The sequence below is a fragment of the Candidatus Pedobacter colombiensis genome (assembly GCA_029202485.1).
GTDB classification, from domain to species: Bacteria; Bacteroidota; Bacteroidia; order Sphingobacteriales; family Sphingobacteriaceae; genus Pedobacter; species Pedobacter colombiensis.
The window spans coordinates 4,022,497-4,036,288 of record CP119313.1 but is presented as its reverse complement, the minus strand read 5'-3'; the positions used below and the strand labels follow the sequence as shown (position 1 = coordinate 4,036,288).

The following is a 13,792-nucleotide window of genomic DNA, read 5'->3' as shown; positions in this document are numbered from 1 at the left end:
ATATGCGCATCATAAAAAAAATACATAAACAAGTAATTCTGCTCTTTTGCGGGGTGTTGTTCGCTTTTCAAGGATTTGCTACAGCCGGTATAGTAACTGGGATAAAGGGTAGTTTTAAAGGATTGGAAGGGACAAAACTGGTCATATACAATCGCGAATCGCCTCGTACCATTAAAGGTTCGGATGCTGTTACTTCGAATGGACTGTTTAATTTCTCTCTTAACCTGGATATGGCTGGGTTTTATGTGATCTCCAGTAATTCAGAGCCGTTGAATAAGCTGGAAATGTACCTTAAACCGGGTGATCAGCTTACCATAAATTTGCTGAATGGTCAATTTACATTTAGTGGTAAGGGGAGCTTGTTGAATCAGTTTTTATACGAGAACAGCAAAGATAATCCTTATCAACAAGCTGGCAATATTACGCTTGCTCAAACCTATATCAACCGGGTAAATGCGATTAATATATCAACCAATGTAGAGGTAATTCGCAATAAGGCACTTTTATTAGGCAACGAACAAGGCTTGTACCTCGATCAGGTATTTGGACCAATTATCGAATCAAAATATCATGGAAGTAGCAATGATATTTTAGTAGCCGATATGAATGATTTGAATATCAGTTTAGTTCCGGAAATGATGGTTTATCCAAATTGGTGGCAAACACTTACTGAATTGATGTATGCTAGAATGAATGCCGGGCAATTGAAGATTAAAAATATCAATACCTGGGTTGCAGATTTCGGCAATGCAATTGAAAATCAAAAATTACGTGAAGCCTTTATGTTGGTTTTGCTTGATAATTCTGTTAACATGGGTGATTTTAGAAATATTCAAGCCGAGATGAACGCGGCCCTGCCCTTGATTAAAAATCCGGGAAATATGGCTAAAGTTACTGCGATGAAAGCCAAGGAGGAGAGAAATATGAAGATATTTGAATATGCACCGGCTAAAACAGATATGAGTGCATTTACTTTTCAGGATTTGAAGGGTAAACAAGTATCTATTGCTGATTTTAAAGGCAAATTAATATATGTCGACATTTGGAATACGGGATGTAAACCTTGCATTGCCGAAATGCCCTTTTTAAATAAGCTTGAGCACGAGATGGATGGAAAGGATATTGTATTTCTTTCCATCTCATGTGATTATAGTATTGATCTATGGAAGAAATCTCTTCAAAAAAGAAATGTGGGCAGCGATCATCATTTAATTATGGATAGTAAAAAAGATACTTTCTTTGATAAAATTGGCAAATCCGGAATTCCGCGTTTTGTGATTTTAGATCAGGAAGGTAAAGTACTTGACAATAATGCTTGCAAGCGTCCATCTAACCCATTGCTTAAAATTTACCTTACAGAACTAATAACCAACCTTAACAAATGAAACGATCAGCTGCATTTTTAGCAATTATATTAGGCTCTATCTTTACAACGCAAGCACAATTCACGGAAATTACAGGGCTGTCTAAAAAGTCGAAGGTCAGCAAAGTCAAGCTTTTTAAAGTTGAGCATGGCCGTGTTGAGGAAATAGCCGAAAGAATACCAGGAACCAGCGGCAGTTTTAACTTTAAGTTTCAACCTGTGTATAAAGGATACTACCTTGTTGGCTTTGGAGATGCAAATCAAGGCCTTCAAGATAAATTCAAGCTTTATGTTAAAGGCAATGATAAGATTAATCTTATCCTAACCGACTCTACTTACGTCCTTACTGGAAAAAACAATAAAGAAAATCAAGTATTGGAGCAGTGGTATAAATTCAACTATAAACTGGAACGGAAAACCGTTTATTTTAATCGTGGACGCAGAGGCTTTACGGACTTTTTTCCACTTTTAGATCAAGTCACTAGCAAGGCTCAAGACTGGTTGATTGGTAAAGAAACAGGAAATGCAAACTTTGATCAATTGATGAAAAGTACGGTTAATTATGACCCTGCTTATTATGCTTTAACACTATTATTGGTTCCTACGGCCTCTAAACCTAGTGAAGAGGATTATACCAATTATGTTAAGAATTTTGATGCCAATCAGTTTCTTCAAAATGATGAATTGTTGAAGTTTCCATATGGAGTAAACATGCTCGATAACCTAGTTGCATTTAAGAATAAAGGATTAGGCTCTGATTTTGATAGAAATGTGATGTCTATTGCTGGTGACAAACTAAAAGGCGAGTATGCATTGAAGTATGCCGGTCTTGCAAAATCGTACATTAAATACAAGGATATTGTAGACAAATACGGTAAGTATTTCATTTCAGATGATCAAAAAATGCGTGCTGAAGGAATCGCTAAAAAGATGGATGTCTATAAACCTGGAGCTAAAGCTATCGATTTTACTTACCCTGATGTTTCTGGCAAGCAAGTTTCTTTAAGTGATTTTAAAGGGAAAGTTGTATTGGTAGATGTATGGGCAACTTGGTGCGGTCCTTGTGTAAAGGAAATTCCTTACCTGAAAGCATTGGAAAAGGAGTTTCATGGCAAAGATGTCGTATTTATGAGTGTTTCTGTTGATGAAGAGAAGGATAAGGACAAATGGAAAAAGTATGTTGCCGAAGAACAATTGGTTGGTGTACAGCTGATGGCTAGTGGATGGTCAAAAATTGCAAAAGATTATAAAATTAATGGTATCCCTAGATTTATGGTGTTTGATAAAAATGGAAACATCGTGGATATAGATTCAGCTCGTCCAAGTGATCCAAAGTTGAAAGCGCTGTTAAACGAATACCTGAATAAAGCTTATTAAAATGATCAAACATTCCTTAGTACTTGGTACTAGGGAATGTTTAGTTATGAGATTAATTTCCCCATATTTCTTTTTGGTGTGTAATATTTTACTTTGTTGGGAAATTAAACATCCAACGAATTCCGTACTTATCTAAACAGCAGCCCCAAAGCGCGCCCCAGAACTGGTCTTGCAAAGGAGCGATCTCTGTAGCTCCATCTGATAATAACTTAAACAGCCTTTCTGTTTCTTCCCTGGTGTCGGGTTGAAGGCTAATTGTAGTGTTGTTTCCAATTACAGTATGGTGTCCCATACTTTCCAATGTGTCAGTACCCATAATTTCAACACCGGCAAGAATAGGTAATGCAACGTGCATAACTTTGTTTTTGTCCTTCTGAGAAAGTGGCGGCATATCATCTTGAGTTGGTATACTATCCATCCTCATTATAGGTGAACTCCACTCGGTTTTAAAAACTGATTTGTAAAAATTGAAGGCTTCTTCGGTACTGCCGGGAAAGTTTAGATAAATTGATACTTTTGCCATTTTATTTATTTTTTAAGTTGTCAAATGTAAGATAATATGACTCGATAACAATTCAGCATTATCATGTGTTTGATGTATTTTGATGAGAAATATTATTGTAACTTTATCAGCTATGAACAAATTGAAGATAGGCTGGGCCGGGTTGGGCAATATGGGTACTCCAATGGCTTTAAATATACTTAAAGCCGGATACGAACTGATGGTTTTTAACCGTAGTAAGGCCAAAGAAGAGGAATTGATTGCAGCAGGGGCGGAGTCAGCAAAAAGCCTTCAGGAGCTGGCATCGCATTGCGATGTAGTCTTTACAATGCTTGCAGATGATCTAGCGGTGAAATCTGTTTACAATGAAGCTGATGGCTTGCTTTCCGGATCAAAACCAGGAACACTGCTGATAGACATGAGTACGGTTGCTCCGGAAACCTCTCGCTATCTTTCTGCACTTTGCAAAAACAAGCAAGTGTCGTTTTTGGAAGCGCCTGTTTCGGGTAGCGTACAGCCTGCCAGGGATGGTAAACTGATCATTCTGGTGGGGGGTGATACACAAGATTTTGAAAGAGCTAAACCGATTTTAGATGTACTTGGGAAACTTACTTTGTATCTAGGGACTGCAGGAGCAGGAAGCTCAGCTAAGCTGGCTATCAATTACTTGTTAGGGGTCAATATTCAGGCATTAGCTGAAACTGTTCTTTTTGCCGAACAAAATGGCATAAGCAAAGAAAATATGTTAACCATTATCAATGAGGGAGCTTGTGGAAATGGAATTATTAAATTGAAAACTCCTTCTGTATTAACAGATAGTTTTCCTCCGGCATTTGCTTTAAAATACATAGTTAAAGATTTAAGGCTGGCAAAAGGAGCAGGGTTAAATTCACCACTTTCCGTCCCATTATTAAATACATTTGAAGCTGCGGCTGCAGGTGGTCTCGGAGAAGAAGATTTGATGGCGGTAATTAAATATTTAAGGAAGTAGTTAATTAATGTAAACGTGTTTGTCTTGTTGTAATTTTCGGTATCTTAACCGTATAATTATAACCAACATAACGCTTTATGAAAAAAACCTTATGGCTTTTCCTTGCAGCTGTCAGTCTGTTAACTTGTAAATCTGAATCTGGTAGAATATTGATCAAATTGACCAAGGGCCAGAAATATACACAACATATGATCACCAGAACTTCCACTACCCAAACCATTATGGGTAAGGAAATGATAAGTTCGAGTATTTCCGATATGGTAAACAAATACGAGGTTGTCAATGTGAGCGATAGTATTTATACGTTTAAGGTAACGTATGAGTCTATGTCGACGAAGGTGATAAAAGACGGAGATTCCAGTATTGTTGCTAAAAGTTTAATGTGGTCGATACTCAATGCCTTAAAAGGTAAATCATATGAGGTGAAGATTTCAAATGCCGGCCGCGTCATAGCAACCATTGGGACTGATTCTATATTCTCCGATTTAATTAGGGATCTGCCGGGTTTCCCTGCAACTTTTAGGACAGCAATGGCTAAACAGCTAGTTGATTCCTATGGTGATAAAGCCATCAAACAGAAGGTTGAGCTAGGGATGAATGTGTATCCTCAAAAATCTGTAAAGGAGGGGGATAGCTGGACTGTTGCACGCTTAGGCGGAGATAATGTGATGGCGCCGCAAATTGATGCAGTTTACAAATTGGATAAAATCACAGGATCGGAGTACCTGATCAGTGGAAAGTCTAAACTTAGGGTAGGAAGTAGCAATAGTAGCCAACTTAGCAGTGTACCAATACGATATGATCTATCCGGAACGATGAATTCTACTAATAAAATAGATAAACAAACAGGTCTGATAACCGAAGCAAAAATTGATCAGGACATCACCGGTACTTTAAAAATAAAAGAGGGGACACCAGCTCTTGGCGGGACGACGATACCCATGCATGTCAAAAGTGAGATTGTGATTACGAATAGTTTAAACAAATAAAAAAAAGAGGAAAGATCTTATTGCTCGCCTGCTACAAAATTATAATCCATACTTTGTCCATTGCCTGAAATAATGGCTTTAACATATTTGCCGTTTCGCTGGTAAGCTATTTTTTTAGGGAAGTCATGTTCGGGATTTTCACAAGTAAAGCCATTTGCATTTAACGCCGTGAGCTTAAAATAAACCGGACTTTTTTCACCTGTAATCATCACAGAATAGAAAATATCATTCCCTTTTACGATAAATTCAAGGTTCTCTAAAAAAATAGTTTCCTTCCCTCTTAGTGTAACACCTTCCCCGGTAAGCTTCAAGTCTGTTACTTTTGTCCAGGTTTCATAACCGGATTGTCCTGCTTTTGGATTGGTTCTGATCCATTTTCCAACAAGCCATTGCAATTTTTTAAATTTCTCTTTATTGCTTTCTTGTCCATAAACTGTAGACATTAGTAGAATGAGTGGAATAATAAGCGCTAGTTTTTTGACTTTCATAATTTTTTTTTAACCAAATATAACTATGGTTGCTTCAGTGGTATTGTACAAAACCGACCTGGTTAATTTTACTTGTTTAAGAAAAAATTGGCCATATTTTTCTCTTCAAAAAAATAGGAGGAAGGGTCTTCCCCTGTAAAAGCTTTGAAGTTGCGGATAAAATGCGATTGGTCGTAATAACCGGATTGAAAAACGATCTCCGTCCAGCTGCTTTTTTTTAATTTGATCAGTTGAAAGATATAATTGAACTGAATGATCCGGGCATAGTATTTGGGCGAAAGCCCGATGTATTTTTTAAACAGGCGCTCCAACTGTCGCTCACCAACTCCTGCAACTGAAGCCATCTCTCTAACAGAGGACCTCCCGTTTGAGTCAAAGATGAGGTTTAACGTATCTTTTATCGGGTTTTCTGATACGTTTTTGCTTAGTTCAATGAAATGATTATCTAAAACCGATTTAAGGTGATGCTCATTTTGGAATGGAAGTACTTTTTCTTTCAAGGTTGAGAGCTGTTGATTAGGGAAAGTATCCAGGTCAACGATTTTATCCAGATAATGATCCATGCTTAAGTTAAATAGCTGGGTTAATGCTGCCGGTTTTAGCTTGATGGCAAAAGAACCTGTAGGTCCGGTATTTTCCAGGTAGAAATAGCTGCTGATTTGTCCAGCTAATAAGTTCGGACTTTGTACATGCCATTCCTTATTTATTTTTGCTTTATAAACACTCCCATAATTGAAGATCAACTCTGTAAAACCATCGGGGATAATCTTTTCTATCCTGGGCGTAGGATCATCACTTTGCATCATCCAATAGCATTCAACGAGTTGTGTTAGACTAGAATGAGGAGCTATTTTGATGAATTTCATACTGCAAATTATGAAAATCAATTCACACTAAAAAAATAGAGAACGTCCCGAAGATTAACTGAAAATATAGTTTTATAGTTAATAACGAGATTTGTATATTCGGATAATACGAAATGCTATGACAGAAATCACATTTATTATCGTAACCTGCTTATCAGTTATCTTGTTTTACCTGGGCACAGGAAAACAGAACAAGGGCTTTTTATTGTATGTAGGTTGGATATTGGTTGTAGCCTTGCTTTCCTGGTTAGGTTTCTTTAAAAATACAACTGCGATGCCTCCAAGGATATTATTGGTTATTGTGCCGGCTATCATTTTTGTGATCTATTCCTTTAAGAAAATACAACTGATTGGGCTACGACGCAATTACTTGATTGGTATACATATTTTAAGGATACCGGTAGAGCTGGTATTGTTTCAATTATACATTCAAGGCAAGATCCCCGTGATCATGACCTTTGCGGGCTGGAACTTCGATATCTTAATGGGGATCTCAGCTGCGCTGATGTTGGGCTGGACAATAGTGACCGAAATGGAAGTTGGTCAAACCCGATTTAGAGTATGGAATATCGTTGGAATAGTATTTTTAGCCATAATTGTCGGTATAGCGATCTTGTCTGCACCCTCGCCTATACAGCAACTGGCATTTGATAGGCCAAATCTAGCCATTCTGCAATTCCCTTATACTTTGTTACCCGCTATTGTAGTGCCTCTCGTATTATTGTCGCATTTGCTCTGTTTAAAAAAAATAGGATAATTCTTTTTCCAATTTAAACTCACAGATGTAGATTGGAAACTTTTTTGTGGCAATAATTGTATCTTGGCAAGGCTAACACCTATCATGAAAAAACTATTTCTTTCTTTATCTCTGATTCTGCTTGTTGCTTTAACAAAAGCGCAATCTACATTTGTACGTTTTGTAACCAATAAAGGTAACATCACCATTATGCTGTACGATGAAACGCCAAAGCACAGAGACATGTTTTTAAACGGTATTAAAACCGGCTTGTATAAAAATGCCGAATTTAATCGGGTTATAAAATCCTTTGTAAGTCAAGGAGGCGAATTGGACGATACCATTTTGAATAGAGAGCATAGGCACCCTGAGCTTGGCGCCAAGCGATTCCCTGCTGAAATAAAGCCTTCATTATTTCATAAGAAGGGCGCTTTGGGGGCAGGTAGGGATGACAACGCTGCTAAAGGATCGTACTTCACACAGATTTATCTGGTAGCCGGCAAGAAACAGACTGATGCACAGTTGGATGCTGTAGAGCATAAGAAGAACAGAAAGATTCCGCCGGCGCAAAGGGAAGTGTATAAAACAATAGGAGGTACGCCAAATCTGGATCAGGATTATACCGTTTTTGGAGAAATAGTGGCCGGTATGGATGTGGCAGATGCAATTAATGAAGTGGCTACCGATAAAAATGATATGCCACTTCAAGCTGTAGTTTTTAATCCTGTTGTGCTTTCTAAAGCAGAAGCTGCAAAACTTAAGCTGCAATTGAAAAGAAAAGACTAAGGATACACGTACCTTAGCCTTTCATTTTTATTGGGATGTTTTATGATTTAAGCAATTTATCAATTGCAGCGAGCATACCTTTAAATTCTTCTTCATTATACAACCGAGTCAGGTAGGCAATTTTGCCATGCTTATCGATCACCACATTTCTGGTTACACCGCTTTTTTTATCTGCAAATTGAGCAAAAATATCTGCGCCCGGATCGAGTGCCAGTGGGTAGGTGATTTTCATGTCCTTTGCAAATTTTTGAACTACTTTTAAGGGCTCATCACGATCTACACCAATCAGCATTAAACCTTTATCCTTATAAGCTTGCCAGACATCTTTTTCCAGATGAGGCATTTCTTCGCGACATACTTCGCACCAGCTGGCCGTAAATTGCAATACGACTACCTTGCCTTTTAATTTAGAGAGGGTTGTTGTTGTGCCATTGGCTAAAACCAATTTAAAATCACTTGGGGCCTGATCACCCACTTTTACTTTATACCCGCGATCATCAGGTTTGCTGTCCTGGGCCATTAACATGACCGGAAATAAGCAGATCAGGTAAATTAATAGTGTTTTCATAATTCTAATTTATTTATTCCACCAAAGCGGAGTTGTAATTACATCATCTCCCTGAGCAGCAAGTGCCTGTTGATAATTGGTTTTGTTTACACTTTGTTCTTTTACAGGATAATAGATACGCTTAGGTATGCCATTTCCGAAAACTGGTTTGAAGACATAATTAAATGTTTCTGTAGGCGTAACCCTTGTCCATACTACATCATTTGGTTTAACCAAAAAGTTAGGGAATCCAGTACGGCGAATTTCCGTCCAGGATTCTAGTCCCTGGGTATAAAGTGCAAAGTACTTTTGTGTTAGGACTCTTTCTTTAGTTGCTGCAGGTAGATTGTTTGCATAGGTCTGTGCTGTTGCCTCTGCAACACCCCAACGGGTTAGGGAGGCTACAACTCCTTTTTTGTATTCGCTATCGCTCCAGTTTTGGTATTCAGAAATTAAAAATGCAACCTCTGCATATTCCTGAAGTACTTCGCTAAAATCTGCAGCATTCACCAATGTACCCGGTAGGCTGATGTCGGCAGGCTTATTAATCCCGGCAGCTTCCAATGGTAAACCATAAGGTTGACCAACATACTCATTGTTTTTATTAGGCCTTGCGTAGATCGGTAAACGGGGATCTAAAGTGTTAAAAGGTCCTAATGCTCCTTTTAAGGAATTGATAAGAATGTGTGATACCGCAAAGTCCTGGCGGTTAGCGGTAACTGTTGCTCTGTAAAGAGGAGCCTCATTTGGCGCCGATATACTGTATTTAAAAGCCGCAGTCTGAGCATTGGATGTAAATACCCCTTGAGCCAGTGCTTCGACAAAATGTTGTTGTGAAAGCGTAGGTAATTTAGCCCGGATTCTGGTGGCCAGACGCAGGCGTAGTGAATTGGCAAATCTCGCCCAGTTTTCATTATTGCCTTTGTATATCACATCTGAAATACCAAAAGTATTGGCAGTTGGATATTTCCATAAAGTATCAGCCGCCTGTTTTAGTTCATTTAGGATGTCCGTATAAATTTTTTCCTGTGTGGCATACTTTGGAGTATAGTTATCAGGATTTTGTTGCAATGCTTGAAATGATGGATCTGCGTTAGCGTACGATTGGTATGGAATATCACCAAATGCATCACTCAGGGAATGAAAAGTAAAAGCCTTTAACACACGGCAGATCGCAATCTGGTTGGCATTTGTACCTGCAGTACCGGCGGTAGCAATGGCTTTAGTGGCAGGATTAGTGTTTAGCTTAATGATCTCATTTAAGTTGTTCAAAGCTTTAAATCCATCTGCCCAGTAGCGATCTGAGGTGCTACGTGCAATATCATAACGACTTTGATCCGTATAAATATTCTGACTGTAATACTGTGCAAATAGCATGGTGCCGTTCAATGAAACATCCAGATTTCTCACATTGTCCATAATTTGTTTCTCCGCAGACAAAATAAGGGTAGGCGTAGGCACATTGCCCGGTCTGTTCGGATCTGTATTGATTTCTGCCAGTTTATCATCACTGCATGAAACAAATGCAGTAAGGGACAATAAGGCAATGGCTGATATTTTGTTATAAAAGTTCATCTCAGTAATTTTTTGGGTTAAAACTTAACACTTACATTTAAACCATAGGTGATAGGAACGGGAATGTTACCGCCCTCTATACCTTGTACGTTTCCGCCACTATTAGTGAATTCCGGATCAATGTATTTACTCTTGGTATAAATGTTCCAAAGGTTTCTTCCATATGCAGTCAGACCAAGAGAACGAATGGCACTGTTCTTTTTAAGGTCGAAAGTGTAACCTAGGGTAAGCTCTCTTAATTTAATGTAGGAAGCATCGAACACACTAAAAGTGGTTGGTCCGTTGTATTCATTCCTTGCCCAGGCTAGTGCCGAAATGTTCGTGTCGTTTTTACGGGTATTGGTTACTGTGTACGTGCCATCAGGATGGAACGCAACATCGGCTTTTACGCCATCTACAACAATGCCGGTTTCCCTGATGTTGTTTGCGGCAGTTTTATCTAATATCCCGGCGTACATTCCTACTTTATAGGTCTGAGAGAAGAAACTTCCACCCATTCTTCCATCGATAAGGAAGCTCAGTCGCATTTTTTTATAATTAAAGGTATTTTGGAAACCAAACAAATAGTTAGGAAGTACACTTCCTAATGCCACTTGTTGTGAGGTTTTAAGGTAAGTACCATCAGCCTGTACCACGCGTTGTCCATCTGGGGCATACACAAAATCATTCCCCATAATTTGTCCGTAAGGTTTGCCTTCCTGCGCTACCAGGCTAACCAACAGACCGCTGAGTTCTAACGTGTTTACACCTTCATCCAGCGAAATCACCTTATTTCGGTTTCTTGACCAGTTAAGCGTGCTGTTCCATTCAAAATTGCCACTTTTTATTGGTGTGCCATTTAAGGTAACCTCTATACCTTTGTTGTTTATTTTTCCTGCGTTTAGCACTTTGTTTTCATATCCAAAGGCTGCAGAGATAGGTACTGGAAGGATTTGATTGCGACTGTTGTTATTGTAATAGGTTACATCAAATCCTAAACGGTTTTTAAACATTTGTACATTTATCCCTGTTTCAACAGAACTTGTGATCTCAGGTTTTAACAAAGGATTATTTAATGTAATTGGCAAACGATAATTAGCTGTTCCATTAAATGCTTGCTGTGCTTCGAAAACAGGTAACAGTTGGTACGGCTCAGTATCATTACCTACCTGTGCCCAGCCTAAGCGTACTTTGGCAAAATCAAGCCATTCTTGTTTTTTTAAACCTGCAAGTTCGCTAAACACAAAACTTCCGGTAAGAGATGGGTAAATGAATGAATTGTTTTCTACAGGAAGGGTCGATGACCAGTCGTTGCGTAAAGTTCCATCCAGGTAAAGTAGCCCTTTCCATCCGGCGGAGAAGCTGCCATATAATGAGTATACCTGTTTGTGGAAAAAGTTGTTGTTATTTAAGACAATAGGTGCATTTTTAAGATTGTAGTATTGCGGGATAATTAGTCCTCCCTGAGTTAAACCATCACTTATGCGGCGCTTTTGATCTCTGATGTTTCCTCCAATATTACCTGAGAGGGAGAAATCCGCCCAGTTTTTCTTTGCTGAAGCCAGGAATTCGTAATTGAATTCGTTAAAATGATGGGTGTAGTCCTGATACTGTGATTGAGAACGTGAATATACTGCTATGCGATCCTGGTACTCGGAAGTATACACATCAGCATGTACTTTTCCGGTTAGTTTAAGCCAGGTATTGGCATCAACCGTGAAGCCTATATTTCCATAAATTCTATCGCGATTTTCCTCCATATAGCTTTCGTAAGCAGACCAATATGGGTTGTCGATAAATCGGGTTGCTTTGTCAGTAGCTGTATTCTGGTATCCTGTTCTGTTCCATGGGCGCGGAGTGCCGTCAGGTCTTTTGTATTCGCTTAGTTTTTTGTAATCCACCTGTACGCCGCCCCATTGGAAGGCTTCGAGCATAATGTTCCGGTTAGAAGCGCCTGTCCACGGTCTGCCTAGCGTGTTGTTTTTAACATAGTTCAGGTTGCTGAATACATTTACAATGCCCAGCTGTGTAGAACCTGAGAAGTTTACAGCATTACGTCCTAAACTGGAATTTGGAACTGTACCGCGAACATTTTTATTGGTATAGGACAAACGGTAATTGGTTTGACCACTAGATCCGCTAACCGCAATGTTATTCGTATTGGCAATACCTGTCCGGAAAAAGTAATTGACATCATGCTCAGGATAAATCCATGGCTGGGGCTTTAGGTAGTCGGCTGGATATTCCGGGTCCAGGTTATACCAATGCAATACTGGTGTGCCATCCAATTTTGGTCCCCAGCTCTCATCAGCAGCATAATCTACAATATTATATTCTTTCCCGTTAATTGTGGCCTTAGCAAAGGTGTTGGCGTAGCCTTGACCATATAAATGCTGTCTTTTAGGCAGACGGACAATGTTCTCGAAATCAATTCCAGTATTTAGGGTAATGTCGAATTTCTCTTTCTTACTTCCTTTTTTAGTGGTGACCAAAATTACACCATTTGCAGCTCTCGATCCATATAATGCAGCAGCAGAAGGGCCTTTTAGGACTGAGATGTTTTCTATATCATCGGGATTCAGATCCTGTATCAGGTTACCTACGTCTTTACCTGCACTTCCGTTTATGGTAGAAGAAGTGTTAAGGTCTGAGTTATCTATCGGTGTGCCATCTATTACATACAAAGGTTGGTTATTGCCTGTTATAGAATTGATACCACGCAGTAACACACGTGTCGAACCACCCATATTACCCCCTGAGGAGATGACTTGCAGACCAGATACTTTTCCAGAAATGGCACTCAAAGCATTAGTTGGACGAGTAGTCAGCTCTTCAGATTTTACTTCCTGTACTGCATAACCCAGTGCTTTTTTCTCTCTGGATATGCCCATGGCGGTTACAACAACTTCATTTAATCCTGATTGTGCAATTTGTAAAATAATCTTGCCGATGTTGGCTGTAGCTTTTATTTCCCGGGTTGTAAAACCCAAATAGGAAATTTCAAGGATCGAATTTTCTTTCACATCCTTTAAAACAAATGTACCGTTGGCATCTGTTATGGTAACTTTGGTGCTGCCTTTTACTCTTACTGTAGCACCAGGTAGGGGCAGTCCAGTGGTATCAACCACCTTTCCGGTGATAGGCTCTTGTACAACCGCTACCTGCGCTGGCATTTTTGTTTCTTTTTCCATAATGATTACCATTTTGTCGGTAATCCGGTAGGTAAATGTTTGATTTGCAAAACACTTTTGAAGCGCTTCGTCGAGCGATACATTTTTTACATGAATGGATACTGGTCGTGCCTTTACAATAAGTGCATTGTTATAAAAGAAATCATATCCGCTTTGCGTACGGATCTCTTTTATCACTTTATTTAAGCTGGTATTAGTCCTGTCCAGTGTAATTTTTTGTGCGAATGCATCTTTGGCCGATACTTGAATCATGGCCAGTAAGATGAAAAATATGGATAAGTTGATCCGCATGATGAGTTTTCGTATAATACTGTGGCTTCCACCACGTTTAACGTTTAGGTAAAAAATCATACATTTGATAGTTAGGGTTTAGATAATTGTCAATTCAATAGTAATTCCGCT

12 protein-coding genes are annotated in these 13,792 nt (G+C 39.0%); 6 read left to right on the top strand and 6 right to left on the bottom strand.

Going from position 1 to position 13,792, the window contains the following annotated elements:
• Positions 1–2 precede the first annotated feature (2 nt).
• Together P0Y49_16925 and P0Y49_16920 are read left to right on the top strand one after the other, a co-directional pair.
• Entirely contained in the window at positions 3–1,385 is a 1,383-nt protein-coding gene (locus P0Y49_16925; GenBank protein ID WEK18475.1) for a TlpA disulfide reductase family protein, read from the top strand.
• On the top strand, positions 1,382–2,740 hold the full coding sequence (locus tag P0Y49_16920) for a TlpA disulfide reductase family protein (GenBank protein WEK18474.1): 1,359 nt from the start codon (positions 1,382–1,384) through the stop codon (positions 2,738–2,740). Before P0Y49_16925 ends, P0Y49_16920 begins: the two co-directional genes overlap by 4 nt.
• Before the next feature lie 88 nt (positions 2,741–2,828).
• Here P0Y49_16920 and P0Y49_16915 read toward each other — a convergent pair whose 3' ends face one another.
• Positions 2,829–3,263 (bottom strand): VOC family protein, encoded by a 435-nt coding sequence (locus P0Y49_16915; GenBank protein ID WEK18473.1) that lies wholly within the window; start codon positions 3,261–3,263, stop codon positions 2,829–2,831.
• Positions 3,264–3,375: 112 nt separating this feature from the next.
• Between P0Y49_16915 and P0Y49_16910 the strand changes: the two genes are divergently transcribed.
• Positions 3,376–4,233 carry an NAD(P)-dependent oxidoreductase gene (locus P0Y49_16910; GenBank protein WEK18472.1) on the top strand — a complete coding sequence of 286 codons (858 nt, stop codon included), beginning with the start codon at positions 3,376–3,378 and terminating at the stop codon, positions 4,231–4,233.
• Positions 4,234–4,310: 77 nt separating this feature from the next.
• On the top strand, positions 4,311–5,222 hold the full coding sequence (locus tag P0Y49_16905; GenBank protein ID WEK18471.1) for a DUF6263 family protein: 912 nt from the start codon (positions 4,311–4,313) through the stop codon (positions 5,220–5,222).
• Between the two features lie 17 nt (positions 5,223–5,239).
• On the opposite strand, the gene P0Y49_16900 is transcribed toward P0Y49_16905, so the two are convergent.
• Both P0Y49_16900 and P0Y49_16895 read right to left on the bottom strand, forming a co-directional pair.
• Entirely contained in the window at positions 5,240–5,710 is a 471-nt protein-coding gene (locus tag P0Y49_16900; GenBank protein WEK18470.1) for a DUF6265 family protein, read from the bottom strand.
• Between the two features lie 68 nt (positions 5,711–5,778).
• Positions 5,779–6,576 (bottom strand): helix-turn-helix domain-containing protein, encoded by a 798-nt coding sequence (locus tag P0Y49_16895; GenBank protein ID WEK18469.1) that lies wholly within the window; start codon positions 6,574–6,576, stop codon positions 5,779–5,781.
• A gap of 118 nt (positions 6,577–6,694) precedes the next feature.
• Here P0Y49_16895 and P0Y49_16890 point away from each other — a divergent pair, with 118 nt between their 5' ends.
• Together P0Y49_16890 and P0Y49_16885 are read left to right on the top strand one after the other, a co-directional pair.
• A complete protein-coding gene (locus tag P0Y49_16890) occupies positions 6,695–7,333 on the top strand; it encodes a hypothetical protein (protein ID WEK18468.1) in 639 nt (212 codons plus the stop codon).
• 84 nt (positions 7,334–7,417) lie between these two features.
• Positions 7,418–8,098 carry a peptidylprolyl isomerase gene (locus tag P0Y49_16885; protein WEK18467.1) on the top strand — a complete coding sequence of 227 codons (681 nt, stop codon included), beginning with the start codon at positions 7,418–7,420 and terminating at the stop codon, positions 8,096–8,098.
• Positions 8,099–8,138: 40 nt separating this feature from the next.
• Here P0Y49_16885 and P0Y49_16880 read toward each other — a convergent pair whose 3' ends face one another.
• Genes P0Y49_16880 through P0Y49_16870 form a run of 3 tightly spaced genes read right to left on the bottom strand, consistent with a single transcriptional unit; the run spans position 8,139 to position 13,741 of the window.
• Complete coding sequence (locus P0Y49_16880) at positions 8,139–8,666, bottom strand: TlpA disulfide reductase family protein (protein WEK18466.1); 528 nt, start codon at positions 8,664–8,666, stop codon at positions 8,139–8,141.
• Positions 8,667–8,675: 9 nt separating this feature from the next.
• Positions 8,676–10,220, bottom strand: a complete 1,545-nt coding sequence (locus P0Y49_16875; protein WEK18465.1) for a SusD/RagB family nutrient-binding outer membrane lipoprotein — start codon at positions 10,218–10,220, stop codon at positions 8,676–8,678.
• Between the two features lie 17 nt (positions 10,221–10,237).
• A complete protein-coding gene (locus tag P0Y49_16870; protein WEK18464.1) occupies positions 10,238–13,741 on the bottom strand; it encodes a SusC/RagA family TonB-linked outer membrane protein in 3,504 nt (1,167 codons plus the stop codon).
• Between the last annotated feature and the right edge of the window lie 51 nt (positions 13,742–13,792).